Source organism: Microbacterium sp. AG238, assembly GCF_003610405.1.
In the GTDB taxonomy this organism is placed as follows: Bacteria; Actinomycetota; Actinomycetes; order Actinomycetales; family Microbacteriaceae; genus Microbacterium.
The window spans coordinates 298,710-324,036 of the sequence record NZ_RAQC01000002.1; the positions used below are offsets into that span (position 1 = coordinate 298,710).

The window sequence follows — 25,327 nt, forward strand, 5'->3', positions numbered from 1 at the left end:
CCGGAGGTCACCATGCTCATCGCCTTCTCCGTCGCCCCCAGCGGCACCGGCCGCGCCGACGGCTCCGTGCACGACGCCGTCGCTGCAGCGGTCGCCGTCGTGCGGGCATCCGGCCTGCCGCACCGCACCACCTCGATGTTCACCGAGGTCGAGGGGGAGTGGGACGAGGTGATGGATGTCGTCAAGCGGGCGACCGAGGCGGTGCTGCCGTTCGGCTCGCGTGTCTCGCTCGTGCTGAAGGCCGACATCCGCCCGGGATTCAGCGGCGAACTCGACGGCAAGGTCGAGCGCCTCGAGAGCGCGCTCGAATCGATTCGACATGACGGGGAGGCCGGGGCTACGCTCCCGGAGTGACGACGCCCGACCTCTCCCGCCCGACGGCCCGCCGGGCTCTGCTCTCGCTCGCGATCGGCAGCTTCGGCATCGGGATGACGGAGTTCGTCGTCATGGGCCTCCTGCCCGAGATCGCCGGCGAGCTGCTGCCCTCCGTCTACGCGAGCGATCCGGAAGCGGCGATCGCGCAGGCGGGGTGGCTCATCACCCTCTACGCCGCCGGTGTCGTCGTCGGCGCGCCGACGATCGCGGGAATCGTGGCGAAGTATCCCCGGCACCGGGTCATGGTCTTCCTCGCGCTCGCCCTGACCCTCGGCAACGCGCTGACGCTCATCCTGCCGACTTTCGAGCTCGTCGCGGCATCCCGGTTCCTCGCGGCGCTGCCGCACGGGGCCTACTTCGGCATCGGCGCCCTGGTCGCCGCCGACGTCCTGGGTCCGGGCAAGCGCGCGCAAGGTGTGGCGTTCGTGCTCACCGGCCTCACGATCGCCAACGTCGTGGGTGTTCCGCTCGGCACGTTCCTCGGTCAGCAGTTCGGATGGCGAGCGGCGTTCCTCGTCGTCGCGGCGATCTTCGCGATCGCGACGGTGGCCATCGCCCTGACGGTCCCGCACCACGCGGGGGAGCCGTCGCGAACCCTGCGCGCCGAACTGCGGGTCTTCGGCATCGGCCAGGTGTGGTTCGCCCTCGGGATCGGCGCCATCGGCTTCGGGGGATTCTTCGCGGTGTACAGCTACGTCGCGACCCTCGTCACCGAGGCGGCCGGCTCGCCGCAGTGGGCGGTGCCGATCGTGTTCGTCGTGGCCGGGGTCGGCATGACGATCGGAAACCTCGTCGGCGGCAGGTTCGCCGATCGTGACCTGCGGCGCAGCCTCCTGGGCGGCCTGCTCGCCCTCGCCGTCGTCCAGTCGCTCCTCGCGCTCACGGCGGGCTGGATCGTGGCCGTAGGCCTCTTCGTCTTCCTCGTCGGGTTCTTCTCCTCGGCGCTGAGCCCGACCATCCAGACGCGGCTGATGGATGTCGCGGGCGACAACCAGTCGATCGCGGCGGCGCTGAACCACTCGGCCCTGAACATGGGCAACGCGCTCGGCGCGGCGCTCGGAGGCGCCGTCATCGCCGCGGGACTCGGATACGTGGCACCCGTGTGGGTGGGTGTCGTCCTGGCGCTCGCCGGGCTCGGAGTCGCGTGCGCGAGCTTCGTCGTCGAGGCCCGTGCCCGGCGCCGCACGTCGCCGCAGGTCGAGCGGTCCGGCACGCCCGCGCCTCCGCGCTGAGGCGTCAGCCCTCGAGCAGCCGTCGCAGGTGAGCGCCGACGGTCGGCGTCTCGATGAGGAAGGCGTCGTGCCCGAAATCACTCGAGATCACCACCGCCGCGTCGTCGATCGTCGATCGGATGCCGCGTGCGATGCGATGCTGCCCCTCGACCGGGAACAGTCGATCGGAATCGATGCCGAGCACGAGCGTGCGCGCCGTCACGCGTGACAGAGCGTCGTCGACGCCGCCGCGGTCTCGGCCGACGTCGTGTGAGTTCATCGCCTCGACGAGGGTGATGTAGCTGTTGGCGTCGAAGCGTCGCGTGAACTTGTTGCCGTGGAAGTCGAGGTAGCTCTCCACCGCGAAGCGCCCGCCCAGACCCAGGGGGCTCTTGCCCGACTGCCAGGTGCGCTGGAAGCGCAGGTTCAGCTCGGTCGGACTGCGGTAGTTCAGCAGCGCCATCCGGCGCGCGAGCGCGAGGCCGCGGTGCGGGCCGTCGCCGTCGGCCGCGTCGTAGTACTCGCCGTCCTGGAACCGGGGGTCGATGCGGATGGCTTCGAGCTGGACCGAGTTCAGTGCGATCTGGTCGGCGGTGTTGACGGGCGGCGCGGCAAGGATCGCGAGTCGGTCCAGGCGGTCGGGGTGACCGACGCCCCACTCGAGCGCGTGCATTCCGCCCATCGATCCGCCGACGACCGCCGCCCACACCTCGATTCCGAGGGCGTCGGCCAGCCGCACCTGCGCGGCGACCTGATCGCGGATCGTGAGGTAGGGGAACCTCGCCGCCCATTCGTAGCCGTCGGACGAGATCGAGGAGGGGCCCGTCGAGCCCTGGCAGCCGCCCAGCATGTTCGGGGCGACGACGAACCAGCGATCGGTGTCGATCGCCAGGCCGGGACCGACGATGTCCTCCCACCAGCCGGCCGTCGGGTGCCCGGGACCCGCGTCGCCGCGCAGATGGCTGTCGCCGGTGAGGGCGTGGAGCACGAGCACGGCGTTGTCGCGCTCGGGAGACAGCTCGCCCCAGGTCTCGTAGGCGAGGCGGAAGCTCGGCAGCTGCTCGCCGCTCTCGGTGATGAGCGGACCGAAGGCGCCGAAGCTCCGGTGTCCGACAGGGTCGCCGTCGCGCCACGCGCCCGTGGCGGGCGGCCGTCCGCGCAACAGGCGCGCATCGGCCTCCGTGATCGGCGCGCTCGGCACCGTGTCTTCGGAGGTCTGCCAGTCCATGTCGGCCATTCTCCCGGGTGAGGGCGCGCGCTGCTCGCGTGTTACGTCACGACCGGAGCGCTGATACCTCGTAGGTCGCGCCGTGCTGGCCCGCGAGCGCGACCGGCATCCCGTCGACGGTCTGGATGAAACTCCCCGTGGCGTCGACGCCCTGCGGCATCCGCCCGTCGATCTCCGGCAGGGTGCCGGCGGTCTCGTTCGAGATCCAGACGACCCGGCGGTTCACCCTCGCCCCGAGAGTGCTCACGAGGTCGGCGAAGCGGCGACGCTCGGCAGCGTCGAGGTACAGGAGCACAGCGCTGTGGAACACCACGAGCGTCGCGTCGGGAGGGCTCTCAGCGGCGACCTCGGGGAGACGGTCGAGGATGTCGCCGGGGACGATGCGCGGCGGGTCGGACCGAGCCACGTCGACAGCGGCGCGGTGGCGCTCGATGCGTTCGTCGTGCACGGGACCGGGCCAGATGAGGGTCTCGAGCCAGGCGACGGCGTCGGCGTCGCCCACGTCGATCGGGGCGAGGTCGATGCCGGCCCGCCAGACGATGTCGGGGATGGTCTCGGGGATGGCACCGGGGTCGTCGACGCGGCAGCGCAGCATGGGGAGCGCGGCGGCATCCGGTCGCTCGGGGACGATCGTCCGAAGCGGACCTTCCTCGGATGACGAGTACTCGTACGCGTACCGGTCGGGGTAGAGGCAGAGGCCCGCGGCGGTGCCGGTCTCGAGCAGGGCGATCGGACCCTCGATGTGCGAGAGGGGCGGTAGGAGCGTGGCGCAGCGACCGACCTCGTTCGTCTGCGTACGGCGCTCCGCGGTGATGGCCGCCACGCGATCCCACTCCGTGAGCAGCCTGTCTCGCCAGACGGCGAACGGTTCGAGCCCGCACCCGGCCCAGCGCGCGGCGGCGAAGACGAGGTTCGGCTGGCCACGACGTTCGCCGAGTCGCGAGATCCGCTCGGTCAGCTCGTCGTCGCCGGCGATCCCCTCGGCCCATTCGGCATAGGTGGGCGAGCTGCCCCGGGCCCAGTCGGCGAAGGCATGGTAGCGACGGGAGGTGTCTGCGTCCATCGCTTCAGCGTAGATGCGCTGAGCGTCACCATCGTCGCGTAAGATACCGCGAAGCAAGGGGAGTACTTCCACCTGCGGCGCTCTCGTCATTACGGATCCGACGTCGGATCCCGGGACGCCGGTCCCTGCGGGGATGAAGGAGACCTGGCCGTTCGCTACTGTCGACCCCTTGGAGCCTTCGTGGACATCACTCCGCTCGTGTGGATCATCACCATCGCGGTGACCATCGCCTTCTTCGTGTACGAGTTCTTCGCGCACGTGCGCACTCCGCACGAGCCGACGATCGCCGAATCGGCGCGCTGGTCGGCGTTCTACATCGGCCTCGCCCTCATCTTCGGCGTGGTCATCGGGTTCGTGCCGGGCTGGGGCTGGGTGTTCGCGGGCGAGTACTTCGCGGGCTACCTGACCGAGAAGGCGCTGTCGATCGACAACCTCTTCGTCTTCCTCATCATCATGACCGGCTTCGCCGTTCCCAAGAAGTACCAGCAGAAGGTGCTGATGATCGGCATCGTGATCGCGCTCATCATGCGCGGCGCGTTCATCGCCATCGGTGCGGCCCTCATCGACAACTTCTCGTGGATCTTTTACATCTTCGGCGCGCTGCTGCTCTTCCTCGCGTACCGTCAGGCGTTCTCCCACGGCGACTCCGACCCGGCGAACGGCAAGTTCATGCGCTTCGTCCGTCGTCACCTTCCCGTGACCGACGAGTACAACGGCGACAAGCTGACCGTCCGCAAGGAGGGCAAGCGCTTCGTCACGCCGATGCTCCTGGTCATCATCGCGATCGGCTTCATCGACCTGGTCTTCGCGGTCGACTCGATCCCCGCCATCTACGGCCTGACCAACGAGGCTTACATCGTGTTCACGGCGAACGCCTTCGCTCTGATGGGTCTGCGTCAGCTGTTCTTCCTCATCGGCGGCCTGCTCGAACGTCTGGTCTACCTCGCGCAGGGCCTGGCCGTCATCCTGGCCTTCATCGGTGTGAAGCTCGTCTTCCACGCGCTCCACGTCAACGAGCTGCCCTTCATCAACGGCGGCGAGCCCCTGCTGTGGGTCCCCGAGATCCCCATCTGGTTCTCGCTGCTGTTCATCGCGGCCACCGTCGCCGTCGCCACCATCGCCAGCCTGCGCAAGACCCGCGGCGACAAGGCGAAGAACGACCGCGAGCAGGTTCAGGGCGAGCAGATCACGACGGCGTCCGACGCCGACTGACGACGCCGCAGACGACGGATGCCCCGGCCCCACCGATGACGGTGGGGCCGGGGCATCCGGTCGTTCTGAGGAGGAACGATCAGGCGCGCGCTGCCTCGACGACGTCGCGCGCGGCCGCGAGGGCCTGCTCGAGGTCGGCCTTGAGGTCGTCGATGTTCTCGAGACCGACGGACAGACGGACGAGCCCGGGGGTGACACCCGTCGTGAGCTGCTGCTCCGGGGTGAGCTGCGAGTGGGTCGTCGACGCGGGGTGGATGACCAGCGAACGCACGTCGCCGATGTTCGCCAGGTGGCTGAACAGCTGCAGCGAGTCGACGAACGCGCGGCCGGCGGCCACGCCGCCCTTCAGCTCGAAAGACAGCACGGCGCCGACGCCCTTGGGCGCGTAGCGGTTGGCTGCGGCGTACCACGGCGAGGTCGGCAGACCGGAGTAGTTCACCGACGCGATGTCATCGTGGTTCTCGAGCCATTCGGCGATCTCCTGCGCGTTCTGCACGTGACGCTCGATGCGCAGCGAGAGCGTCTCGATGCCCTGAATGAGCAGCCAGGCGCTCTGCGGCGAGATCGCGGCGCCGAGGTCGCGCAGCAGCTGCACGCGGGCCTTGATGACATAGGCGAGGCCGTCGCCGACAGCCTGCGTGTAGACGGCGCCGTGATACGAGGGGTCGGGCGTCGTCAGTCCCGGGAAGCGCTCGGAGTGCTCGGACCAGGGGAAGCTGCCGCCGTCGACGATGACGCCGCCGATGACCGTGCCGTGGCCGCCGAGGAACTTCGTCGCGGAGTGGACCACGATGTCGGCTCCGTGCTCGAAGGGGCGGATGAGGTACGGGGTCGCGATCGTGTTGTCGACGATGAGCGGTACGCCGGCCTCGTGGGCGACGTCGGAGACACCGCGGATGTCGAGGACGTTGATCTGCGGGTTGCCGATCGTCTCGGCGAAGAAGAGCTTCGTGTTGGGCCGTACCGCGCGGCGCCACTCGTCGAGGTCGTCCTGGTTCTCGACGAACGTGACCTCGATGCCGAGCTTGGCGAGCGTGTACTTGAACAGGTTGTAGGTGCCGCCGTAGATCGAGCTCGAGGCGACGAAGTGATCTCCCGCCTCGGCGATGTTGAGGATCGCGAAGGTCTCGGCCGCCTGACCCGATGCGACCAGGAGTGCGCCGGTGCCGCCCTCGAGCGCGGCGAGGCGCTGCTCGACGACATCCTGCGTGGGGTTCTGGATGCGCGTGTAGATGTTGCCGAACTCCGCCAGAGAGAAGAGGTTCGCGGCGTGGTCGGAGTTGTCGAAGACGTACGAGGTCGTCTGGTAGATCGGCGTCGCGCGTGCCTTCGTGACCGGGTCGGGCGCGGCCCCGGTGTGGATCTGCTTCGTCTCGAAGCGCCAGTTCTCGGGTGCGGACATGCGTGGCTCCATCGGGTCGGAAAGCGGCGACGGTCGCCGGCCTGGGTCGAGCGTACGGGCGCCGGCTGTGCCGGACAACGCACGGGACACGCTGCGTAATCTGGCGGCTACGGTGGAGGGATGACGCGACGTGCAGTGGTCACCGGTGCCAGCTCGGGAATCGGCGAGGCGGTCGTCCGCGCGCTGCGCACCTCCGGTTGGGATGTGGTGGGGGTCGCGCGCCGAGCCGACCGCCTCGAGGCGCTCGATGCCGAGGTCGGCTCAGCATCGTTCGCCGCCGATCTGACGAGCGAGGCGGATGTCGCGGCGCTCACCGAGCACCTCGCAGCCTCGGGTGACCTCCACGCCCTCGTCCACGTCGCCGGTGGAGCCCGCGGCACCGACCGCGTCGAAGACGGCGCGCCCGAGGACTGGCAGTGGATGTTCGAGGCGAACGTCCTGTCGGCGCAACGGCTGACGGCTGCGCTCCTTCCTCTGCTGCGGCGAGGGGTGGCAGCCGGCGGCGGTCACGCCGACACCGTCTACGTCACCTCGACCGCAGCCCAGACCGCGTACCCCGGCGGTGCCGGTTACAACGCCGCGAAGGCGGGAGAGTCGATGCTCGTCCACGCGCTCCGACTGGAGCTGAACGGCGAGCCCATCCGCGTGGTCGAGATCGCCCCCGGCATGGTGCGTACCGAGGAGTTCACGCTGAATCGTCTCGGCGGCGATCACGAGGCGGCCGACCGCCTGTACGAGGGCGTCGAGCAGCCGCTCGTCGCCGCCGATGTGGCCGATGTCATCGCCTACGCGCTGAACGCCCCCGGGCACGTCAACCTCGACCTCGTGACGATGCGTCCCGTCGCGCAGTCCGCACAGCACCTGCTCGCGCGGGGACCGCTGAGTCCTCGGTCGTGAACGCCGCTCCGCGAACCACGGCCGCGCAACGCATGACCTGGATGGACACGCTTCGCGGCGTGGCCATCCTGCTGGTCCTGGTGCTGCACGCGAGCGCCCTCTCGTTGATGCTCTCGGGCGTCGACGGGCCGCTGTGGTTGCAGATCCTCAATTCGGCGGTACTCCCGTACCGCATGCAGGTTCTGATGGTCCTATCCGGAATGCTGCTCGGCGCATCGCTGTCCAAGCCTCCCGGCAGGTACGTCCTCGGAAAGGTCCGCGCGCTCGTCTGGCCCTACCTGATCTGGTGCGTCGTCTATTGGGTGGCGGTGGGTCAGCCGAGCGTGCCGCGCTGGCACGAATGGATCGCGCTGAGCTGGCTCTGGTACATCTTCTTCATCGCGACCTACTTCGCGATCGCGCCGGCGCTCGTCCGAGTCCCGACCTGGATCCCGCCGCTGTTCTTCTGGACGGTGTCCGCCATCGTGTCCGATCCGGACTGGACGAACTACTTCCTCTACGCCGGGTACTTCTTCGCCGGTCACGCGGCGTGGTCGTACCGTGGCCAGATCGCGCGTGCGTATCGCCCGTGGATGGGTGCGGTGGCCCTCATCGCGACGGTGGCCCTTTCCGTGGGGTATGTCGCGCAGGACTTCGGCGTCACTTTTCTCATCGCGCTCCGGCGGGAGGAGTTGCTCTACGCGCCGCTCAACCTGCTGGGTATCGCTGGACTGATCATGCTGGTCCGGCGTCTTCCCGACGGCGGCACGCGCTATCTGCGCTACGTCGGTCGCAACTCCGTGGTGTTCTACCTGTCGCACTATCCCACGCAGATCGTTGTGACGAACGCGCTGACGCAGGCGGGGATCTCCGACTGGCGAGCACACGTCGGGGGTGGCCTGGCGGCGGCGCTGGCTGTTGGCTATGCGCTCACGGCTCTGCGGCGGTTCCCCGTCGTCGATGCGCTCTTCGTCATGCCGTGGCCCCATGCCCGGGCCGTTGCAGGAGCGACCCCGACCGTTGGGCGAAGGAGTGCATGATCAGGGATCGTGCGAGTCGGCGAGAGGGCCGGTCTTCTCGGCACGCACGGCTCATCCTCGCGGCTGAGCCACCGCCTCGTCCGACTCGTCCGCCGATGGCGCAGCCGGCGACTCGTCGGCATCGGCGAACGCGACTCTCGGCACCATGAACAACAGAACGGCTGCGACGAAGCCGCCGGCGGCGCAGATGGCCCACACCGTGAGATAGCCGCCGAGCGACGCTGCGGTCTCGCTCGCCACGACGCCCGCGCCGGCGGCGAGCACGACGCCGAAGACCGCCGACGAGAACGTCCCGCCGATGGTCTTGGTCGTGTTGGTCATGGCCGAACCCACACCGGTCTGCCCGCGTGGAGCGGCGGCGGCAGCCGCGGCAGGCATGGCACCGACCAGCGCGCCGCAGCCGAGACCTGCGACACCGAGGTTCAGCAGCACCTGCCAGAGCTCGCGGTGGAACGGCAGGAAGAGGGCGTAGCCGACACCGACGAGCAGGGCCGCGACGATGAGCACGATCCGCGGGCTCGCCCGCCGCGACGTCACCGCGAACAGGACGGCACCCACGATGAGTGACACGAGGTAGACACCGATGACGTTCGACCGGTCGGTCGCGTCGAGCCCGAGGCCGTAGCCGAGCGACGGATCGGTGCCGGCGTAGGTCGACAGCGGCCCCTGCGCCCCGAGAAGGCTGATACCGACGAGGAACGCGGTCGCTTGCACCGGCCACATCTCGGGTCGTGCGAGCATCCTGACGTCGACCGCGGGGTCGGGCTGACGCAGTTCGAAGCGCCCGAAGAGCACGAAGCCCACGATCCCCGCCAGCAGGAGCGCCCACACCCACAGCGCCCCGGGACCGTTCAGACGGAGGAAGGTCAGCGCGCTGGTGACGAGCAGGAGCGCGAAGGCGAGGAGGACGAACCCGCGCGAGTCCAGACGACGCCTGCCCGGTTCCGGCGTCGACTCCGGCACCCAGAGCCAGATGACGACGGCGACGAGGGTCACGGCCACGGCGGGAACGATGAGGGTGAGCGTCATGTCACCGGCCGTCGCCGCGTAGATCCGTCCGGCAGCCAGCGCGCCCACGATGGCGCCTGCCTGCAGCCCGACCACGAGAAGCCCCGCGGCCCGGCGGGTGAGCGAGACCCCGCGGCTCTGCCGTCTGCCGCGCTCGAAGATGAGCGCGATCTCGAGGGGGAGCCACACGACGTAGAACCCCTGCAGCGCCCAGGCGACGAGGAAAGTCCAGAAGGATGCTGCGAACGCGAGCCACCAGGTCGCGCCGGCGGTCAGGATGGCGGCGATCAGCAGGATCCGCTTGTGCCCGTACATGTCGCCGAGCTTGGCGAGCACCGGGACGACGAGGGCCGACAGCAGCAGCTGGGCTGCTTCGAACCAGTTGACGTCGGAGTCGTGGATCCCGAGCTCGGTGACGATATCGCTGAAGAGGGGGACGTAGTAGCCCTGCAGGATGCCGCTGACGATCTCGACCAGGATGAACCACCCGATCAGGCCCGCGGTGACGCCCAGGGCGGAGGTTCGCAGCGTCGTCGACACGGGGCGAGCATACCGCCGCCCCCGGCCTACCCTGGGATAGTGACGCCTCGCTCCCTCACCGACCTGGCCGCCGACGGCTCGATGGCTCGCGACTGGGCTGAGGCGCTGCAGCCGGTCGCCGGCGACATCGCTGCGCTGGGCGACCGGTTACGCGCGGAGACCGCCTCGGGTCGCGGCTACCTGCCGGCGGGCGACCACGTGCTGCGCGCCTTCCGCCGGCCGATGGCTGACGTCCGCGTCCTGATCGTCGGCCAGGATCCTTATCCGACTCCCGGGCATCCGATCGGTCTCTCATTCGCGGTCGACGCGCATGTGCGTCCGCTGCCGCGCAGCCTCGGCAACATCTACCGAGAACTCGAATCCGACCTCGGCATCCCGCCCGCGTCGCACGGCGACCTGTCTGCGTGGAGCGACCAGGGCGTTCTCCTGCTGAACCGGGTGCTGACCGTCGCACCCGGCGCGCCCGCGTCGCACCGCGGCTGGGGGTGGGAACGCGTCACCGAGCACGCGATCCGCGCTCTCGCGGCCCGCGAGCAGCCGCTCGTCGCGATTCTGTGGGGGAAGGATGCCGCGACTCTGCGTCCGCTCCTCGGCGACACCGCGATCGTCGCATCGCCTCATCCCTCGCCGCTCTCCGCGAGTCGCGGATTCTTCGGTTCGCGACCGTTCTCACGCGCGAACGAGTTGCTCGTCGAGCGCGGAGCCGCACCGATCGACTGGCGCATCCCGGAGGCCTGATCCGCCGTCGTCATCGGCGTGAAACGTGCGGCCCGTAGAGTTGCCCCATGCTCGAGGAGGACTCCAATCGCGATCGCCGCCGCCTTCCGCGGCACCTGCGTCGCCCGGCTGAACCGGAACGGCCTTTCTCGTACGAGATCCGGTCGGTGCAGCCCGACGATCTTCCCGACATCCGCGAGATCTACAACTATTACGTGACCAACTCGGTCGTGACCTTCGATGAGAAGAGATGGTCGCTGGCGCAGTGGCGCGAGAAGTACGACTACCTGACGAAGCTCAAGCTGCCCTTCCTCGTCGCGGTCTCACCGACGGGGCAGATCTTGGGATACGCCCTCGCGTCGCCGTGGAACGGGAAGACCGGTTTCCGGTACACCGCCGAGACCTCGATCTACCTCGGCCAGGCGGCGACCGGCAAAGGACTGGGGCGCGCGCTGCTCGAAGCGCTCATCGAAGCGTGCCGTGAGCTGGGGCTGCGAGAGATCGTCGCCGTCGTGAGCGACAAGGGCGCCGAGGCATCCATCGCCCTGCACGAGCGGTTCGGGTTCGTCGAGGTCGGCCGGATGGGGCGTGTGGGGCACAAGTTCGGTCGATGGCTCGGCACGATCTACCTGCAGAAGTCGCTCGAACAGCCCAGGAAAGGCCTGCGCGGGCTCTTCGCGCCGAAGTCCGGCTGAGCGGTCACATCGGGTCGGGGGATCTCCGGCTTCAGGGCTCGGGCGGTCGCCCTGATCGCACCGCCTCCACCAGCGAGCGCCACGGCGACGCGAGGTCGTCGGCGAGGTCCGCCTGGTGCGTGGCCTCGCTGTCGGAGACGACGATGTGCCAGCGGAAGCGATCGGCTCCCGGCGCTGACGCGGAGGGTGCCGGCGGTGCCGACGCGTCCCAGGGACAGCGCCGGACCAGCTCGAGCCACAGACCGCGTTCCGCGTCGCTCGGCTCGACCCGCCACGTCCGCGTCAACCCCGCGAACCCGCCGCTGCGTTCGACCACGATGCGCAGCGGGCTCGACGTGCCGTCTTCGGTGTCAGGCATCCTCCTGCACGCCGACGCCGTGCCATCCGGCACGAACCGCGGCGACCTCCTCCGCCCCCTCACCGTACTCGTCGGCGGCCGTGGCGACGGTGGCCCGCGCGAAGGTGACGAAGTCGGAGTCGGGGGAGAGTGCGCGGGAGGTGAGCGTGCGGTACCAGATGAGGCCCGCTCGCTCCCAGGCGTAGCCGCCCAGCCGCGTCGCCACGATGTGGAATGCGCGGTTGGGGATCCCCGAGTTGATGTGGACACCCCCGTTGTCGTTCGTCGTGTCGACGTAGTCGCGCATGTGGCCCGGCTGCGGGTCACGTCCGAGCACGTCGTCGTCGTAGGCCGACCCCGGTGTGGCCAGTGACCGGAGGGCACGGCCTTGGACGGCATCCGTGAAGATCCCCGCGCCGATGAGCCACGAGGCCTGCTCGGCAGTCTGTCCGAGCACATGCTGCTCGGTGAGTGCGCCGAACACATCGGACAGCGACTCGTTGAGAGCGCCGGACTGACCCGCATAAGTGAGCCCTCCCGAGAACTCGGTGACGCCGTGGGCGAGCTCGTGCGCGATGACGGTCAGTGACCCGGTGAACCCGGTGAACACCTCTCCGTCGCCATCGCCGAAGACCATGCGCTCGCCGTTCCAGAACGCGTTGTCGTAGGCCTCGCCGTAGTGGACGGTGGCCGCGAGCACGCCACCTCGCCCGTCGATCGAATCACGGCCGAACGCGTCGCGGAAGAAGGTGAAGGTCGCCCCGAGTCCGTCGAAGGCCTCGTCGGCCCCGCGGTCGCCGGTCGGGGGATCGTCTTCGCGGCGGACGAGGATTCCCGGGAGCTCCTCGCGGTTCTGCGCGTCGGACACGGCACGCTCGGCAGCCGCGACGCGTTCGGCGACGAGGGTGCCGCCCGGCTCGACGGAGAGCCGCAGCTGCGAACGCCCGGCGAGATCGGACGGGCGTGCCGCGAGGGTCGTCCGTGCCGCGACCGCTGCCCGCGCGAGGTGCGGCTCGCGGGCTGAGGCGACGCGGGCCAGAAGGTAGGGGGGAATGATCGCGCGCATGGCCTCACGGTAGCGGTGACCGCCGACATCGATGACGGCACGAACGCGGACCCTCAGTCCTGCGCGCGATGCGGATCGATCACCGGCACCGAGGCGAGCAGGCGACGCGTGTACGCGGCCTGCGGCTGCAGCAGCACCTTCTCGGTCGGCCCCTCCTCGACGATGCGCCCCTCGGTCATCACGACGACCTCGTCGCAGAGGTTCTGCACCACGCCGATGTCGTGCGAGACCAGCAGCAGCGTCATCCCCTGTTCTGCTCGCAGGCGGCGCAGGACGTCGAGGATCTGCGCGCGGACGGTCACGTCGAGGGCCGACAGCGGTTCGTCGCCGACCAGGATCTCGGGGCGATGCGCGATCGCGCGCGCGAGGGCGATGCGCTGGCGCTGGCCGCCCGAGAACTCGTGCGGGTAGCGGTCCGCTGCGTCCGCATCCAACCCGACGTCCGACAGCACCTCGTGTACGCGGGCGCGTCGGTCGCCCGGGACGTCGAGCGCCCACAGCGGTTCGGCGACGATACGGCCCACGCTCATGCGGGGATCGAGCGAGGCGTACGGGTCCTGGAAGACGATGCCGGTGCGACGGCGGAGCCAGTGCAGGCTGCGTGCCGACGCACGGGCGTCGACGGCGCGGCCGTCGATCGTGACCGTGCCGGACGACGGCGTGTCGAGGCCGAGAAGAAGCCGGACGAGGGTCGACTTGCCGGACCCCGACTCGCCGATGATGCCGAACGCTGAGCCCGCTCGCACGTCGACGTCGACATCATCGAGCGCGACGGTCTCGCGACGCGGCGCCCCCGCACCGCCGTGGCGCACCCGGTAGTGCTTGCTCAGGCCGCGTGCCGAGATGAGCGACTCGCCGGTCATGCGTCTCCCTCCGGACGCCACACCGTGGCCGTGGCGTCGCGCAGCAGGCCACGGGTGACCTCCGACTGCGGAGCGGTGAGCAGATCGGCGACCGTACCCGTCTCGACGACGCGCCCGCGTTCGAGCACGACGGCCCCCGTCGCGACCTGCGACAGCACCGCCAGGTCGTGCGTGATGAACAGCAACGACATCCCGTCGTTCTCGACCAGTTCACCCAGGAGTGACAGGATCTCGGCCTGGATCGTCACGTCGAGCGCCGTCGTCGGCTCGTCGGCGATGAGAAGGTGCGGGCGGGCCGCCAGTGCCATGGCGATCGCGACCCGCTGGCGCTGGCCCCCGGAGAGCTGATGCGGGTAGCGGCGCAGTGCGCCCTCAGGGAGCCTCACCCGATCAGCATCGGCCTGAGCCCGGGCCAGAGCCTCACGGCGGCCGGCGCGGCGGTGGATGCGCAGCGGCTCCGCGATCTGCCGCCCCACGGTACGCAGTGGATTGAGGGCGGTCTGGGGCTCCTGGAAGACGATGCCGATCTCTTCGCCGCGCAGAGCGGCGAGCTCGCGGTCGGGCAGCCCGATCAGCTCCCGCCCGTTCCACCGGATGCTGCCGTCGACCTCGGCGCCGTCGGGCAGCAGCCCGAGGACGGCGAGGGCGGTCAACGACTTTCCCGACCCCGACTCGCCGATGAGGCCGACCCGGGCGCCGTCGGCGACGGTGAAAGACACGTCGTCGACCACGCGGCGGCCGTCGAGCGCGATCGACAGGCTGGTGACCTCGAGGCTCATGCGACGACCGCCGGGGTGTGCGAGGCAGCCGGTGACCGCCGTCGGGCGAGCGTCGGGTCGGTCGCCTCACGCAGACCGTCGCCGAGGAGGTTCAGACCCAGCACGGTGACGGTGATCGCCAGGCCCGGCCACACCACGCTCAGGGGATGCGCCGTCAGATAGTTCTGCAGCTCGCTCAGCAGCAGGCCCCACGACGGCTGCGTCGGGGGAGCGCCGAACCCGAGATAGCTCAGGCCCGCCTCCGCGAGCACCGCGACGGCCATGCCCCACGACAGCTGGACGATGAAGACCGGAGCGACGTTGGGGAGCAGATGACGCACCGCGATCTGCCCGGGCGTCAGACCGTTGGCGCGCGCCGCGAGCACGAAGTCGCTGTGCAGCGTGCGGCGCAGCTCCGGCCGTGTGACGCGCGCGATGTTGACGCCGAAACCGATGCCGACGGAGATCACGACGACCCAGAGCGAGCCACCCCACACCGCCGAGATCATCATCGCGATCAACAGCACGGGGAAGGCGATCAGGATGTCGACGAGTACCGCGACGACCTCGCGGGTCCAGCGGCCCGTGAGCGCGCCGAGACAGGCGAGCGTGATACCGATGAGCGTCGCGACGACACCGGCACCGGCGGCGACGAGGACCGTCGTGCGCGCCCCCACGATCAACAGCGAGAGGATGTCGCGGCCCGAGGCGTCGGTGCCGAGCAGATGCGGCCAGCTCGGCGGGCTCCACCGCGCCGGGATGTCGACGCGCTGCGGGTCGAACGGTGTCCACACGAGCGACACCGCGGCCACGACCCCGATGGTGACGACGACGACGAGTCCGAAGCGGCCGGCGGGAAGCGACCAGAGTCGGCGCAGCCACGGCATCCGGGCGTTCATACGGCCTCCCGCTGTCTCGGATCCAGGCTGCGGTGCACGAGGTCGACGACGAACCCGACGACCAGGACGACCGCCGTGAGGGCCAGGAGCTCGCCCTGAACCTTCGGCAGATCGCGCAGTCCGACATCCGCGACGAGCATGCGCCCGATGCCCGGCAGGGTGAACAGCTGCTCGATCACGACCGCGCCCACGACGATGCCCGCGACTTGAAGGCCGAGGACGCTGATGATCGACAGCCCGACCGTCGGAAGGCCATGACGAAGCAGCGCCGCTCGGCGGGTGAGGCCCTTCGCGGCGGCCGTGCGGACGAAGTCCTGACCCATCGCCGACAGGGTCGCACTGCGGACGAACCGCATCAGCATCGCGCCCTCCACGACCCCGATCGTGATCGCGGGCAGGACCAGCGCGGCGAAGGCCCGCGCCGGGTCGCGCCAGCCGTCGCGCGGGAAACCCTGCGCGGGCAGCCACCCGAGCCAGATCGCGAACACCACGACGAGCATCATCCCCGCCCAGACGACCGGCACGGCCGCGAGCGCCTGCGCCCCGAACGAGAGCGCCGTACCGTCGACGCGGCCGCGACGGAGCGCCGCGACGACGCCGAACGGAAGCGCGATGATCAGCGCCACCACCATCGACATCACTCCGAGGGGCACGGTGACCTGAGCTTTCGCGGCGAGCTCCGCCGCGACGGGCGAGCCGGTCACCAGCGAGGCGCCGAGGTCGCCGCGCAGCAGCCCGGACACCCAGTCGAGGTACTGCGTCGGCAGCGGCACGTCGAGGCCGAGCCGCTCACGAAGCGCGGCGACCTGCTCGGGGGTGGAGTTGGTGCCGGCGATCTGCTGGGCGACGTCGCCGGGAAGTACCCGCAATGTCACGAAGATCAGCACGCTGGCGACGACCAGACCCAGCAGCAGCAGGGCCAGTCGCGTCAGCGCGTAGCGGATCACCCGTCGCTCTTGGCAATCTCGGCGAGGTTGATGCGGGCGTTCACGTTGTCGACGGGCATGCCCGAGACGTTCGTGGCGACCGCGACCACCGAAGCCCAGTTGTAGAGCCAATCGGCGGCGTGATCCTCGGACACGATCCGCGCGGCCTTCTTCAGGAGGTCGTCCGCGGACTGCTCGTCCGTTGCCAGCAGCGACTGCGCGTACAGGTCCTGCACCTCGGCGTTGTCGTAGGTGAAGTAGTAGTCGGGGTTCGCCCAGTTCTCGAAGTCGCGCGGCTCTGCGTGGTTGACGACGCTGAGCTCGTAGTCCTTGTTCGTGTAGACGTCGCTGAGCCAGGTGCCGAAGTCGACGGGGTTGACCTTCAGGTCGATCCCGACGTCATTGAAGTTCGAGACCAGGATCTGGGGGAGCGTCGTGCCGTAGGCCGACGGGATGGTCAGAGTCAGAGCGAGGTCGCTGACGCCGGCCTCGCTCAGCAGTGCCCGGGCCGCCTCGGGGTCGTACGACACGACATCCGACAGGTCTTCGTATCCGGGGTCCGCCTCCGGGATCGGACCGTACAGTGTCTGCCCTGCGCCGACGGCCTCGACGATGGCGTCGTGGTCGATCGCGGTTCGGATCGCTTCGCGCACCCGGACATCGGCCAGAGGCCCCGAGGTGGAATTCATCGCGAGCACGCTCTTGTCCGTCGCGCTGCCGGTCTCGACGACGAAGTCGCCGCCGCCCTCGACCTGGTCGGCGAGGTTCGCGTCGAAACCGACCACGACGTCGATCTCGCCGGCCAGAGCCGCGTTGATGGCGGCCTGGTTGTCGGGGATGAAGTCGAACGTCACGTCGGCTACCTGAGCCGCGTCGCCCCAGTAGGCGTCGTTGCGCTCGAGTGTCAGGCTGGCGCCCTGACGCCAGTTCGCGAGACGGAAGGGGCCGGTGCCGTTGGCAGCGGTGTTGTAGTCGACGGTGTCGCCCTCTTTGAGGATGATGCCCGCGCGGCCCGTGAGATTCCACAGCAGTGACGAATCGGGCTGCGACAGAGTCAGGATGATCTTCTGCCCGTCAGCCGCGACCGAGGTCACGTTCGCGAGTCGTTCGCTGTCCGCCCACTCGGGAGTGGCCTGCCGCGTGGTCAATGACGAGACGACATCCTGCGGGGTCAGGGCCTGGCCGTCGTGGAAGGTGACTCCCTCGCGCAACGTGAAGGTGTAGGTCAGGCCGTCTGCCGAGATCTCGTGAGCGCTGGCGAGCGCGTCGACGATCTCGCCCTCCGCGGTGCGGGCGACGAGGCCTTGGTAGACGTTGTCGATGAGCGTCTGATCGAGCGAGATGCCCGCCGTCTGCCGGATGTCGAGGTTCGACGGTTCGAGCACGAGGCGGATGTTGACGCTCGCGTCAGGGTTCGGGGCGCCGACGCTGGTGGACGGTGCCGGATCGGTGGATCCGGTGCAGCCGGCGAGGAGAAGCGTGCCTGCGGCCAGCAGTGCGGCGGCGGTCACGGTGGTGCGGCGGATCATGTGGAGGAGGGTTCCTTTCGCAAGGGCGGCGGCATCGTTGCTGTCCGATGCGGGATCCGCGAACTCAGTGCGGCATACAGCCTAGGGTCCGGCGCGACCGTGAGACGCATTCGCCGACGTCTAGCGTCGCACGGCGTCGGGCTATTCCATCGGGTGCGGGCCGCGCACAGGCTGCGCGGGGTCGGCAAGCAGCGGAGCCCGGGGGTAGAACGACTGAGCCTGCTGGCGGCACAGCCTCACCGGTGGACCTCGCCGCGTTAGAGCGGACCGGGCCTGTCTCCGCAGGCCGAAGGCCTCATCCCGTGACGTCGTCAGGCTGAGCTATCGTCCTGCGGTGCCTGGGCATCTGCGACGTCGACTGAGCCTGTCGGCGGCCCATCGCCCGCTACCAAGCCTTCGCGGGCGGGTCGGTGTGCGGCCCGGCCCCGCAGTGTCCCGTCGACAGGCTGAGCGGCTGTTTTCGCGTGCCGCTGCCCGGCACGCAGCGGCTCAGCCTGTTGGCGGCACGCCGCCCGGCGCTCCGGCCCGGGGCTGGGCCGTGCCGGCCCGAGTGGGGTCAGGCGGTGGTGGCGTCGCGGATGATGCGGGCGAGCTCGGTCGGAAGCTCCTCCTGCACGTTGTGGCCGGACTCCACGGTCACGATCCGCGCCCCGGGCACACGGTCGCCGAAGGCGGCGACGTCGGCGTCGGTGAGGTAGCCCCGTGTCCCGCGCACGAGGGTGATGGGCGCCGTCACCGCCGCGAAGTCGTCCCAGCCGGATGCCGCGAGCGCCGGCGCCAGGGCATCCTGCCGCTCGGATGCCGCGGCCGCGGCGCCCGGGTCGGCGGCGAGTCCGTTGGCGATGCGGGCGAAGTGGTGCTTCCACTCCACTCGGCCGTCGTCGCGCACGCGCGAGTTGAGGTACACGCCGCGCTCGGCCGCCGCGCGGTCGCCCCCGAGACCGAACGACAGTGCCCGCTCGACCATCTCCGCTCGTGAGGCCCAGCTGGTCGGTCCGGCGAAGAACCGCCGGATCTGCGACGCCGCGCCGGCGGGGTCGAGCCCGGGCGCGATGTCGACGATCACGAGGGAGCGCACCAGCTCGGGATGCGTCGCGGCGAGGGCCGCGGCCGTCAGTCCGCCGAGCGACTGTCCGACGACGACCTGCGGCGTGTGCGTCCATTGCGCGACCGCGGGGGCGATGTCGGCCGCGAGGGTCCGGCCCGTGTAGTCGGCGTCGTCGCGCCACCCCGAGTCGCCGTGGCCGGGCAGGTCGAACGCCAGTGCGGGGCGCCCCAGGCTGAGGATCGTGCGATCCCACGTGTGCGCATTCAGCCCGGCGCCGTGAAGGAACGTGAACTCGGGTTCGCCATCGCCGAGTCGCAGCGCGCTGATGGGACGTCCATCGGGGGCGAAGGTGAACAGCCGCTCGGCCGCGGGGGTCGGCACACCCGCTTCGGCGGCTTGAACGGGCAGGAACGAGAACTCGTCGAACGTGTCGTCGTGCACGGTGATCCTTCGCATCGGGGACGGGTCCATTCTCGCGCGGCGCCGGAGGTCGGTGGGTAGGGTTGACGCATGACCCCCGAGCGGCGCATCCACCTCGCCAAGGCGGCTCGTCCGGCTTACGACGCGCTCGACGCTTTCGCGCGCACGGTGGGAACCATCGCCCAGGATGCCGGCATCGGCGAGCGCCTGAAGGAGCTTGCTCTGGTGCACAGCTCGCAGCTCAACGGCTGTGCATACTGCGTCCGTGTGCACGTCGGGCGAGCGGTCGCCGCCGGCGTGACGGCCGACGAGGTCGCCCAGCTCGCCACCTGGCGCGAGTCGGGGGTCTTCGACGAGCGGGAGCGCACGGCGCTCGAGCTCGCCGAGGCCTACGTGAACATCGCCGATGACGGAGTCTCGGACGAGCTCTACGACCGCGTCGGCGGGGTGTTCTCCGAGGCGGAGTACGTCGCGCTGAGCTGGCTGTTCATCTCGATCAACGCGTTCAATCGCCTGACGATCGCGGGGCGGTACCCGGTGCCGCCGCTCCCGCGTGCCGGCCGATGAGCGGCGCGGCCTCGCTGTCGGTGCCGGGCGCCCTGAACTTCCGCGACACCGGCGGCCTGCGGGCGGGCAGCACCTCGACGCGGCCGGGCGTCCTCTACCGGTCGGGCAACCTGTTCCGCGTCGACGACGACGGTCGGCGTGCTCTCGGCGAGCTCGGGCTGCGGCGCATCATCGACCTGCGCGACGACGACGAGGTGCGCTCCGAGCCCACGGTCCTGGGAGACCTCCCTATTCGGACGCAACGCGTTCCGCTGTTCCTGGGATCGGTCGCCTCGCTGTTCCGCGCCGACATGTCGCTCGAGTCGATGTACCGATCGCTGGTCGACGAGTCGGCGCCGCGGGTGCTCGAGGTGGTGCGCGGTGTCATCGCCGATCAGCCGGTGCTCGTCCACTGCACGATCGGCAAGGACCGCACGGGCGTGACGATCGCGATGATCCTCGCGGCGGCGGGAGTGGACGAGGATGCCGTCGTCGACGACTACGCGCGGACGGAGACGTTGCTCCCGGCCGAGCGGAATGCGCCGATCCTCGCGTACCTCCGCGCGCACCACCCCGACGCCCCGCAGCTGGTCGATCTGGCCACACGCTCGCCAGCCCCCGTCATGCGCGCGCTGCTGGCGGATCTGCGCGAGCGATTCGGTTCACCGGCCGAGTACCTTCGGTCGCACGGACTCGGCGACGACGAGCTGGATGAGCTGCGCCGCATCATCCTGCTGTGAGAACTCCGGGGAGTCGTCCGGATTCGGCTAGGTAGGTAAGGCATGCCTACACCGCGGGTATAGTGGACTCATCATGTCCGAGCTCCACAGCGCCGCCGCCTGTCGCGCGTCGAAGCACGTCCGGGTGCAGCATCTGGTCACGGCCGACGAGCACTCGCTCGCCGAGCTCGAGGCGCTGCTGGCGACGCTGCCGCTGTGTTCGACCGGACGGGTCTTCATCGAGGTCCCCGATGCCGCATGGATCGGCACCGTCTCGGCGCCGGCCCGCATGGTGGTGACGTGGCTCGACCGTTCCCGCCGCACCGGCGCGCCGGGCTCGGGGCGCGGCTGTGCGCCGGGTGAGGCGCTATCGCGCGCCGTCACGGCCTGGGCCGACGAGATGCTCTGCACCGATGCCGCGCGGGCGACGCGCGTGCACCTGCTGGGCGGGTTCCTCGGCACCGTCGACATCGTCGATCACCTGACCGTGCGCTGCGGCATGGCCGCCGAGTCGATCCACACACCCGAACGCTTCGGCCTCGCGACCGCCCGCTGAAGCAGGTCAGTGGCGCTCGGCGCGGCGCGGGATGTAGTTGCCGTCCGCGAGCCCCGCGTCGATCTCGAACCGGTTCCGCAGGGGATTGCGGCCCGCGATCAGGTACAGCAGAGGCATGAGCAGCCCGTAGCGCCGCCACTGCCGAGCGTGTACGGCCTCATGCGCGAGGATCCGCTCGCTCGGCTCGCGGTCGCCGGTCAGGAAGCACGAGCCCACGCAGACGCCGCCGCGGCCGAACGTCCAGGCCGGCATGCCGCGGAAGACCCACAGCCCGTGACGGCGTTCGATGCGGCCGGTCGACCATAGCGCGCCCCACACGAATCCGAAGGCGGTGCCGGCGCGGGCTCCGAGCTCGCTGATGGGGGAGTCGAGCAGCACGCGGGGGATGACGCGGTCGAGCGCGGCCCCGCGAGCGACCGCCTCGTCGGCGCGCTGACGCCATCCGGCGGGCGGCGTGCGCACCGCGCTCACGCGAGGGCCCCGACGACCCGCAGCACGGAACCCATGTCTTCCACGACCGCCTCGGGGTGCGGTGGAGCGAACCCGGAGACGGATGCTCCCGCGAGCGGGAACCGCCCGCGCAGGATGCCGATGGCGTTCGTGAGCGTCGGGAGGTCGAGTCCGAACGGGACGGCTGCGCTCACACCGGTGATCGCTGCGGGGTCGAGGACATCGAGGTCGACGTGGAGGTACACCGAGCCCGCGCCGGTGGCGGCGACCGCATCGGCCAGGCGCGCGGGGTCCGCGAGATCGTCGACGCCCAGATGCGTGAGCCCCGAGGCCCGCACCACATCGATCTCGGGATCGTCGAACTCCCGGGCTCCCGCCAAGACGACGCGCTCGGCGGGCACCGCAGCATCCGGTGACAGCGGGCTCGTCTCGAACACCGCGCGCAGTGCCATGCCTGCGAACGCGCCGGACGGTGACGACTCGGGGGAATGCAGATCGGCGTGGGCGTCGAACCAGACCACGGCCATATCGGGATGCAGCGCGGCCGCGTGTGCGATCGCGGGCACAGCCACTCCGCAGTCGCCGCCCACGACCACCGTGTGCCCGGTCGGTCCGGTGCCGCTCGTGCCGTCCGCAGGGCTGTCGGCGTCGCCGAGTGCCGCCATGACCAGGTCTCGGGTGCGCTGAAGCGAGCTGAACCGCCGGATGCCGCTGCCGAGGGCCTCACCGGCCTCGACGGGGACCTCGACCCGCACCGTCGCGCTGCGCGGCAGGTCACCGGCGATCGCCTCGGCGCCGTCGATGAGGGTCATCGATCGAGCCGACGGCGAGCCCTGCCACTGCGGGACCACGATGAATCGGGTCATGACGTCATCCTCTGTTCGGGGTGCGGGAATCGATTGTCGACGCCCGGGCGGTGGCGCCGGCCCGGGCGTCGACATCGGGCATCAGCGCTCGATGGCGCCGGCGGCCCCGCCCGTCTTCAGCGCGGCGAGCCGAGCTTCGACCTCGGTGAGCTGGCCCACGTCTTCGAGGCTCTCGAACTGTGCGTCGAGGCTCGACGCGGCGAGCTCCTGCTTGCCGGCGGCGAGTGCCTCCTGGCGGCGGACCTTGTCTTCGAAGCGCCCGAGCTCGCTGGTGGGGTCGAGCACGTCGATCGACTTGACGGCGTCGTGGACGCGGTTCTGCGCCTCCGCCGTCTTGGCGCGCGCGAGCAGCTCGGAGCGCTTCGCGCGGAGCTGGTCGAGCTTGACCTTCATGCCGTTCAGGCCGTCCTTCAGCTTCTCGACCACCTCGGTCTGAGTCGCGATGGTCGGCGCGATCGTGCGGGCCTCGTTCTCCTCGCTGATCTGACGCTGCAGCGCGACCTTGGCGAGGTTGTCGAACTTGTCGGCGTCGGCGGTGTTGCCCACCGCGCGCAGCTCGTCGGCCTTGCGGCTGGCCGCGAGGGCCTTGTTGCCCCACTCGGCGGCCGCCTGGACGTCCTCCTGGTGGTCGCGCTCGAGCAGACGCAGGTTGCCGATCGTCTCGGCGATCGCCGACTCCGCGTCGGCGATCGAGTTGGTGTAATCCCGCACGAGCTGGTCGAGCATCTTCTGCGGGTCCTCGGCCTGGTCGAGAAGGGCGTTGATGTTCGCCTTCATGAGCGTCGAGATGCGACCGAAGATGGACTGCTTTGCCATCGGGGTTCCTTTCGTGGTTGGTACGGAAGAGGGAGAAATCGTCAGAAGCGGCCGCCGCCGCGGCGGGAGCGACCGCCGCCGCCGAATCCACCACCGCCGGTGCGGCCGCGAGATCCGCCGCCGAATCCGCCGCGCGATCCGCCGAGGCCGCCGCCGAAGCCGCTACCGCCGAATCCCGACGAGCGTCGGCCGGATGAGCCGCCGCCGAGGAGCGAGTTCAGCACCATGCCGCCGATCATGGCACCCATCATGCTGCTGGAGTTCGATCCGGCGGAGGCCGACGTGAAGCCGCCGACGTCGGTGCGCGCCGCATCGATCGCGAGCCCGCTCAGCTGTGTCGCGCGCGTCGCGTCGGCCAGGGCGCGTTCGGGGTCGATCTGCGATGTCGCCTCGGCGCGATCGAGCGACGCCCGCGCTTCCGCGACCCGCGTGCGCGCCGTCGCGCCGACGGCGCCGCGCCGCGTGCCGATGTAGTCCTCCGCGGCAGAGACCTGTGCGCGCGCCTGCTGCAACTGCTGGTCGAGCGTCTGCCGTGCGCGGGCCGCGCGCTGTGCGGCGTCGCGCGCACCGGCGAGGGCGGCATCGATCGCCGAGTTCGCGCCCAGGAGCGTCGACAGCGCAGCCTGCGGGCGGCGGTGCTCGCCCGTCAGCTGAGCGCGGGCGGCGTCGATCTGCTGACGCGTGGTGGACGCGACCGCGCCGAGCGAGCCGTCGGGATCAGGGACGCCGACGGCGGCGGCGACATCCTGCTCCAGCTCGGTCACGAGGGCGGCGGCGTCGCGTTCGGCGGTCGCGAGGTCGGCGGCCACCTTCTCGACGGAGGCTTCGAGCTGGGCGGCCTGTGTCACGGCCCCCTCCGCTGCGCGCAGGGCGATGGCCGCGCTGGCGCCGTCGCCGGCCGCGATCGCGCGCTGGGCCGCGTCGAGCTGCTCGTCGGCGTAGCTCAGGCGACTGCGCGCCTGATCGGGGTTGTCGCCGATGGTCGCGAGCTCCTCGGGCGCGTACGCCGATCGGAGCCGTTCGAGCGACGCGATCGCGCCGTCGAGCCCGGTTCCGGCCGCCGCGCGGTCCTGCTGGATGCGCACCAGCGCCTCGGGTGCGTTCTGCTCGAGATCGCGCAGGCGGTCGAACTCGTCGGCACGCGCATCGAGCTCGGAGTCGGCGTGCGCGCACAGCTCGAGGATCCGCGTGTGGATGGCGCGGACGTCGGCCTCGGTGTCGGGCTGGTCGTCGTCGAGGCGCTGCTGCAGCGAGAACGCCTCGTCGAGGTCGCGCCGCGCCTGCGCCAGCGTCTGCGCGAAAGCGGCGGCCGCGTCGTCGCCGAACTGCGCCGTCGCGAAGCCGAGCTCCTGCTCGCTCGTCCGGATGGCGTCGTCGGCTGCGACCAGCGCGCTGGCGGAGCGGCGCGCGAGAGACTCGATCGGTTCCGCGGCTGCACCCCGAGCGGAGCCGCCGGCGCCGCTTCGGCGACGGCGAACGAGGACGACGACGACCGCGATCACGGCTCCGACCGCGAGGATGCCGAGGACGATCGTCAGAACCGGGATGCCGGAGCCCTGCGCGGCGCCTCCGGAGCCTTCGGTCGTGCCGCCGGAACCGCCGACCGCAGCCGAGAGCCCTCCGGCTGCGGCGAAGGCTGCTCCGCCCCAATCCTCGGAGCGGAGCTCGGGCAGGATGTCGCGCGTCTCGATCGTGCCCAGCGTGTCGCCGTCGACGGGACCGTTGGTGTCGCCCGAGAGGTAGAAGTTGCGCTGCTCGGTGGCGATGGCCAGCACGTACTGGTTGATACCCAGGCCGCCCCGGTCGGCGACCGCGTTGGCCCAGCCTTCGGCGTCGGACGGGCTGCTGAAGGCGTCGACGTAGACCACCCACAGGTCGATACCCGCCTCGGAGCTCAGTGCTGTCAGCCTCTCGTCGACGGCACGCTCTTCACCCGACGACAACGCATCGGCCTGATCCACGACGCGCCCCGCACCGAGGTCGACCGGGTCGGTCGCCCAGGCCGCGGCGGAGCCGCCGACGACGAGCATCAGGCTCGCCACTATCGAGAGCGTCGCTGCTCGGAGCACGCGCATCCGTTCCCCTTCCGAGGTCGGAGGACCGGCCTCGCTTCCACTCTATTGAGGGCCCGGGGTCCGAGCCTATGCCGCGACTGTGAATC

Annotated in this window: 26 protein-coding genes; 10 read left to right on the forward strand and 16 right to left on the reverse strand. The window is 70.4% G+C overall.

The features are described from left to right. Window positions 1-12 precede the first annotated feature (12 nt). Both DEU36_RS12955 and DEU36_RS12960 read left to right on the forward strand, forming a co-directional pair. Window positions 13-354, forward strand: coding sequence for a thiamine-binding protein (locus tag DEU36_RS12955; protein ID WP_120264753.1), 342 nt, complete (start codon window positions 13-15; stop codon window positions 352-354). Then, entirely contained in the window at window positions 351-1,607 is a 1,257-nt protein-coding gene (locus DEU36_RS12960) for an MFS transporter (protein ID WP_259455372.1), read from the forward strand. The genes DEU36_RS12955 and DEU36_RS12960 overlap by 4 nt, the downstream gene beginning before the upstream one ends. 4 nt (window positions 1,608-1,611) lie before the next feature. On the opposite strand, the gene DEU36_RS12965 is transcribed toward DEU36_RS12960, so the two are convergent. Together DEU36_RS12965 and DEU36_RS12970 are read right to left on the reverse strand one after the other, a co-directional pair. Further along, window positions 1,612-2,814: a homoserine O-acetyltransferase gene (locus DEU36_RS12965; protein WP_120265164.1), complete on the reverse strand. Its 1,203-nt coding sequence runs from the start codon at window positions 2,812-2,814 to the stop codon at window positions 1,612-1,614. A gap of 46 nt (window positions 2,815-2,860) precedes the next feature. Continuing rightward, window positions 2,861-3,877: a DUF2332 domain-containing protein gene (locus DEU36_RS12970; RefSeq protein ID WP_120264754.1), complete on the reverse strand. Its 1,017-nt coding sequence runs from the start codon at window positions 3,875-3,877 to the stop codon at window positions 2,861-2,863. Between the two features lie 180 nt (window positions 3,878-4,057). On the opposite strand from DEU36_RS12970, the gene DEU36_RS12975 reads away from it, so the two are divergent. Then, the gene (locus DEU36_RS12975; protein WP_120264755.1) at window positions 4,058-5,089 is read left to right on the forward strand and encodes a TerC family protein; all 1,032 of its coding nucleotides are present in this window, start codon (window positions 4,058-4,060) and stop codon (window positions 5,087-5,089) included. A gap of 79 nt (window positions 5,090-5,168) precedes the next feature. On the opposite strand, the gene DEU36_RS12980 is transcribed toward DEU36_RS12975, so the two are convergent. Then, window positions 5,169-6,491 carry a bifunctional o-acetylhomoserine/o-acetylserine sulfhydrylase gene (locus DEU36_RS12980; RefSeq protein ID WP_120264756.1) on the reverse strand — a complete coding sequence of 441 codons (1,323 nt, stop codon included), beginning with the start codon at window positions 6,489-6,491 and terminating at the stop codon, window positions 5,169-5,171. A gap of 120 nt (window positions 6,492-6,611) precedes the next feature. Here DEU36_RS12980 and DEU36_RS12985 point away from each other — a divergent pair, with 120 nt between their 5' ends. Together DEU36_RS12985 and DEU36_RS12990 are read left to right on the forward strand one after the other, a co-directional pair. Then, window positions 6,612-7,388: an SDR family oxidoreductase gene (locus DEU36_RS12985; protein ID WP_183045399.1), complete on the forward strand. Its 777-nt coding sequence runs from the start codon at window positions 6,612-6,614 to the stop codon at window positions 7,386-7,388. Window positions 7,389-7,429: 41 nt separating this feature from the next. Further along, window positions 7,430-8,407 carry an acyltransferase gene (locus DEU36_RS12990; protein WP_183045400.1) on the forward strand — a complete coding sequence of 326 codons (978 nt, stop codon included), beginning with the start codon at window positions 7,430-7,432 and terminating at the stop codon, window positions 8,405-8,407. Window positions 8,408-8,458: 51 nt separating this feature from the next. Here DEU36_RS12990 and DEU36_RS12995 read toward each other — a convergent pair whose 3' ends face one another. Beyond that, entirely contained in the window at window positions 8,459-9,955 is a 1,497-nt protein-coding gene (locus tag DEU36_RS12995; protein WP_259455373.1) for an MFS transporter, read from the reverse strand. An 81-nt stretch (window positions 9,956-10,036) separates the two neighbouring features. On the opposite strand from DEU36_RS12995, the gene DEU36_RS13000 reads away from it, so the two are divergent. Continuing rightward, the gene (locus DEU36_RS13000; protein ID WP_120265166.1) at window positions 10,037-10,693 is read left to right on the forward strand and encodes a uracil-DNA glycosylase; all 657 of its coding nucleotides are present in this window, start codon (window positions 10,037-10,039) and stop codon (window positions 10,691-10,693) included. 47 nt (window positions 10,694-10,740) lie between these two features. Next, window positions 10,741-11,367 (forward strand): GNAT family N-acetyltransferase, encoded by a 627-nt coding sequence (locus DEU36_RS13005; RefSeq protein ID WP_120264759.1) that lies wholly within the window; start codon window positions 10,741-10,743, stop codon window positions 11,365-11,367. Between the two features lie 31 nt (window positions 11,368-11,398). Here the strand turns inward: DEU36_RS13005 and DEU36_RS13010 are convergent, their stop codons facing one another. The 8 genes from DEU36_RS13010 to DEU36_RS13045 form a co-directional block, all read right to left on the reverse strand. After that, the gene (locus DEU36_RS13010) at window positions 11,399-11,725 is read right to left on the reverse strand and encodes a protealysin inhibitor emfourin (RefSeq protein ID WP_120264760.1); all 327 of its coding nucleotides are present in this window, start codon (window positions 11,723-11,725) and stop codon (window positions 11,399-11,401) included. Beyond that, the gene (locus DEU36_RS13015) at window positions 11,718-12,770 is read right to left on the reverse strand and encodes a M4 family metallopeptidase (RefSeq protein ID WP_120264761.1); all 1,053 of its coding nucleotides are present in this window, start codon (window positions 12,768-12,770) and stop codon (window positions 11,718-11,720) included. The genes DEU36_RS13010 and DEU36_RS13015 overlap by 8 nt, the downstream gene beginning before the upstream one ends. 53 nt (window positions 12,771-12,823) lie before the next feature. Next, on the reverse strand, window positions 12,824-13,633 hold the full coding sequence (locus tag DEU36_RS13020; RefSeq protein ID WP_120264762.1) for an ABC transporter ATP-binding protein: 810 nt from the start codon (window positions 13,631-13,633) through the stop codon (window positions 12,824-12,826). Continuing rightward, window positions 13,630-14,412, reverse strand: coding sequence for an ABC transporter ATP-binding protein (locus DEU36_RS13025; protein WP_120264763.1), 783 nt, complete (start codon window positions 14,410-14,412; stop codon window positions 13,630-13,632). The genes DEU36_RS13020 and DEU36_RS13025 overlap by 4 nt, the downstream gene beginning before the upstream one ends. Then, the gene (locus DEU36_RS13030; RefSeq protein WP_183045401.1) at window positions 14,409-15,278 is read right to left on the reverse strand and encodes an ABC transporter permease; all 870 of its coding nucleotides are present in this window, start codon (window positions 15,276-15,278) and stop codon (window positions 14,409-14,411) included. Before DEU36_RS13030 ends, DEU36_RS13025 begins: the two co-directional genes overlap by 4 nt. Window positions 15,279-15,286: 8 nt before the next feature. Next, the gene (locus tag DEU36_RS13035; protein ID WP_120264765.1) at window positions 15,287-16,237 is read right to left on the reverse strand and encodes an ABC transporter permease; all 951 of its coding nucleotides are present in this window, start codon (window positions 16,235-16,237) and stop codon (window positions 15,287-15,289) included. Beyond that, window positions 16,234-17,745 (reverse strand): ABC transporter substrate-binding protein, encoded by a 1,512-nt coding sequence (locus tag DEU36_RS13040; protein WP_120264766.1) that lies wholly within the window; start codon window positions 17,743-17,745, stop codon window positions 16,234-16,236. Before DEU36_RS13040 ends, DEU36_RS13035 begins: the two co-directional genes overlap by 4 nt. A 556-nt stretch (window positions 17,746-18,301) precedes the next feature. Further along, entirely contained in the window at window positions 18,302-19,249 is a 948-nt protein-coding gene (locus DEU36_RS13045) for an alpha/beta fold hydrolase (RefSeq protein ID WP_120265167.1), read from the reverse strand. Window positions 19,250-19,303: 54 nt separating this feature from the next. Here DEU36_RS13045 and DEU36_RS13050 point away from each other — a divergent pair, with 54 nt between their 5' ends. The 3 genes from DEU36_RS13050 (at window position 19,304) to DEU36_RS13060 (ending at window position 21,034) form a co-directional block, all read left to right on the forward strand. Further along, a complete protein-coding gene (locus tag DEU36_RS13050; RefSeq protein WP_120264767.1) occupies window positions 19,304-19,780 on the forward strand; it encodes a carboxymuconolactone decarboxylase family protein in 477 nt (158 codons plus the stop codon). Continuing rightward, window positions 19,777-20,499 carry a tyrosine-protein phosphatase gene (locus tag DEU36_RS13055; protein WP_120264768.1) on the forward strand — a complete coding sequence of 241 codons (723 nt, stop codon included), beginning with the start codon at window positions 19,777-19,779 and terminating at the stop codon, window positions 20,497-20,499. Before DEU36_RS13050 ends, DEU36_RS13055 begins: the two co-directional genes overlap by 4 nt. A 73-nt stretch (window positions 20,500-20,572) precedes the next feature. Next, entirely contained in the window at window positions 20,573-21,034 is a 462-nt protein-coding gene (locus DEU36_RS13060; protein ID WP_120264769.1) for an SIP domain-containing protein, read from the forward strand. A 6-nt stretch (window positions 21,035-21,040) separates the two neighbouring features. Here DEU36_RS13060 and DEU36_RS13065 read toward each other — a convergent pair whose 3' ends face one another. From DEU36_RS13065 to DEU36_RS13080, 4 genes are all read right to left on the reverse strand, one after another. After that, window positions 21,041-21,505: a Fe-S oxidoreductase gene (locus DEU36_RS13065; RefSeq protein WP_120264770.1), complete on the reverse strand. Its 465-nt coding sequence runs from the start codon at window positions 21,503-21,505 to the stop codon at window positions 21,041-21,043. Continuing rightward, window positions 21,502-22,350, reverse strand: a complete 849-nt coding sequence (locus tag DEU36_RS13070) for an arginase family protein (RefSeq protein ID WP_120264771.1) — start codon at window positions 22,348-22,350, stop codon at window positions 21,502-21,504. Before DEU36_RS13070 ends, DEU36_RS13065 begins: the two co-directional genes overlap by 4 nt. Before the next feature lie 81 nt (window positions 22,351-22,431). Then, a complete protein-coding gene (locus DEU36_RS13075) occupies window positions 22,432-23,166 on the reverse strand; it encodes a PspA/IM30 family protein (protein ID WP_120264772.1) in 735 nt (244 codons plus the stop codon). A gap of 41 nt (window positions 23,167-23,207) precedes the next feature. Next, window positions 23,208-25,241 carry a TPM domain-containing protein gene (locus tag DEU36_RS13080; RefSeq protein WP_120264773.1) on the reverse strand — a complete coding sequence of 678 codons (2,034 nt, stop codon included), beginning with the start codon at window positions 25,239-25,241 and terminating at the stop codon, window positions 23,208-23,210. Window positions 25,242-25,327 lie beyond the last annotated feature (86 nt).